This window comes from Streptomyces sp. OR43 (assembly GCF_008042275.1).
Classification (GTDB): Bacteria; Actinomycetota; Actinomycetes; order Streptomycetales; family Streptomycetaceae; genus Streptomyces.
This window is the reverse complement of the sequence record NZ_RDBK01000109.1, coordinates 1-1,781: the sequence shown is the minus strand read 5'-3', so window position 1 is coordinate 1,781 and position 1,781 is coordinate 1. Positions and strand designations below refer to the sequence as shown.

Sequence of the window (1,781 nt, the reverse complement as noted above, 5' to 3'; positions counted from 1 at the left end):
CCGCCGGCCGGGGGCCCCGTTCTCGGAGGTCAGATCTCCAGGTCGGCTTCGATCTTCTTCAGCTGGTGGCGGGCCATGGCCAGGTTCGCCCGGCCGGCGTCCAGTACGAGGTACAGGAACAGGCCGTTGTTGCCACGGGACTTGAGCAGCCGGATCAAGTGGTACTGGGTGCCCAGCGTGATCAGGATGTCCTCGATCTCGTCCTGGATACCGAGGTGCTCCATGGTGCGGAGCTTGGCGCGTACGACGTCGGTGTTGCCCGCGGCCGCGACCTCCAGGTTGAAGTCCTTGCCACCGCCGAGGGTGCCCAGCGCCATGCCGCTCGTGTAGTCGACGAGGGCGACACCGGTGGTGCCCTCGATGGACGACATCGCTTCCTTCAGTGACGCTTCGGTGTTCGCCATGAGTGCTCGTTTCCTTTCCCTGACCGGTCGGGAGGACCGGTTCCGTTTCTGGGTCGTGCCGGGCTCGTGCGGGGTCATGTCGGGCGGTGCGGCAGGGGCCCGGGCTGGTGCGGGGTACGGGGCACCGGAGCCCGGGGGCCCGGTGCGGGCTGCGGGGTGCGTTCCAGGGCGGCGTCGACGAGTTCGCCGATCCGGGAGCCGGACCTGCGGCCCTCCAGATGGAGCCGGCCGACGTTGATCCGGTCCTCGGCGAGCAGGGTCAGTACGGCCGAGGAGCCGGCGGCGTACGTCGCGATGTAGCCGGTCTCGCCGCGGACGAGGAGTTCGCGGAAGCCGCCGCGACCGGTCGCGTCCGTCATCCGGATCGAGACGCCGAGCGCGGCCGCGGTGAGCGCCGCGACGCCCTCCGCCTCCACTCCCGGGGTGTCATGGGCCAGGACGAGGCCGTCGGTGCTGGCCGCCAGGGCCCCGGAGAGGAGCGGAACGCGGGCCCGTAACCGCTGGAGCTCGGCCAGGACGTCCTGCACTTCGGCCTCGGGCACCATCAGCTGTCTCCTCCCGGCACGCTGTCTGAGCGCGCGTATCACAGGGCCTCCAATGCGTCTCGGAGCCGGCGCAACAGGGCGACGTCGGGGTCGGCCGTGACCTCGGGGAGCGCGATGCGGCCGGCCGGGCCGGCCGTCTCCCGTACCGCGGCGACGAGTCCGGCGGCCGCCAGCCGCCGCAGGTCGACCAGGGTGTGGAACGCCGACCTGCCCAGTTCCTGCGCGATGTCCGTCGCCGTACGCACCCCGTCCACCCGCTCCAGTACGCGGCGCCGGTACGGGGGCAGGGGGGAGTCGGCGGGCCGGCCGGTGCTCACGAGCGGGGCGCTGTCGGTCACCGGCTCCGGCCAGATCCGGTCCAGCAGCTCCCGGCGCCGGAGCGTCTCGCGCTGCACGGCGTCCACGGGGACGGGGCGGACCGGGCCGATCCAGTGGGCGACCCCGTAGCGGAACCGGGCCGGGGCCCGGGTCGGGGCGAGGGCGAAGAACGCCGCGTCGTACAGCGCGCCCAGGTGGCACAGCTCCAGGGCGCCGCCCGGCACCCGGCCGCTGTCCACGAGGTAGCGGCCCACCCGCTGCCCGGCACCGGCCTGGGCGACCGCGTCCCACCAGCCCTCGCGGCGCAGCGCGCCGCCCCGGGTGAGCAGGACGTCGATGCCGGGGGTGGCGGGGCTCTCGGCGTGCACCACCTTGCCGTCGGCCAGGTAGAGGGTGCCGCGGTCGCGCATGAGGGCGCCGGTGGCCCGTTCGGCGGCGAGGCGCTGGAGCATGGGCGAGAGGACGGGGGCCGGGGCGGGCGTGCCCGGGTGCCGGGCACGCCCGCCCCGGCCCC

Annotated in this window: 3 protein-coding genes; all 3 read right to left on the bottom strand. The window is 74.3% G+C overall.

Features of this window, described 5'->3' with window-relative positions; genetic code table 11:
- Window positions 1–29 precede the first annotated feature (29 nt).
- The 3 genes from EAO72_RS41225 to EAO72_RS41215 all read right to left on the bottom strand — a co-directional run bounded on the left by EAO72_RS41225 (window position 30) and on the right by EAO72_RS41215 (window position 1,719).
- The gene (locus EAO72_RS41225) at window positions 30–404 is read right to left on the bottom strand and encodes a hypothetical protein (RefSeq protein ID WP_148022509.1); all 375 of its coding nucleotides are present in this window, start codon (window positions 402–404) and stop codon (window positions 30–32) included.
- A gap of 74 nt (window positions 405–478) precedes the next feature.
- Complete coding sequence (locus EAO72_RS41220; RefSeq protein WP_148022508.1) at window positions 479–949, bottom strand: roadblock/LC7 domain-containing protein; 471 nt, start codon at window positions 947–949, stop codon at window positions 479–481.
- Window positions 950–987: 38 nt separating this feature from the next.
- Window positions 988–1,719 carry a transcriptional regulator gene (locus EAO72_RS41215; RefSeq protein WP_148022507.1) on the bottom strand — a complete coding sequence of 244 codons (732 nt, stop codon included), beginning with the start codon at window positions 1,717–1,719 and terminating at the stop codon, window positions 988–990.
- Between the last annotated feature and the right edge of the window lie 62 nt (window positions 1,720–1,781).

What these genes read in the sequence shown, in the direction of transcription:
- EAO72_RS41225 (WP_148022509.1), bottom strand. Translation starts at nt 404, where the DNA reads ATGGCGAACACCGAAGCGTCACTGAAGGAAGCGATGTCGTCCATCGAG.
- EAO72_RS41220 (WP_148022508.1), bottom strand. Translation starts at nt 949, where the DNA reads ATGGTGCCCGAGGCCGAAGTGCAGGACGTCCTGGCCGAGCTCCAGCGG.
- EAO72_RS41215 (WP_148022507.1), bottom strand. Translation starts at nt 1,719, where the DNA reads ATGCTCCAGCGCCTCGCCGCCGAACGGGCCACCGGCGCCCTCATGCGC.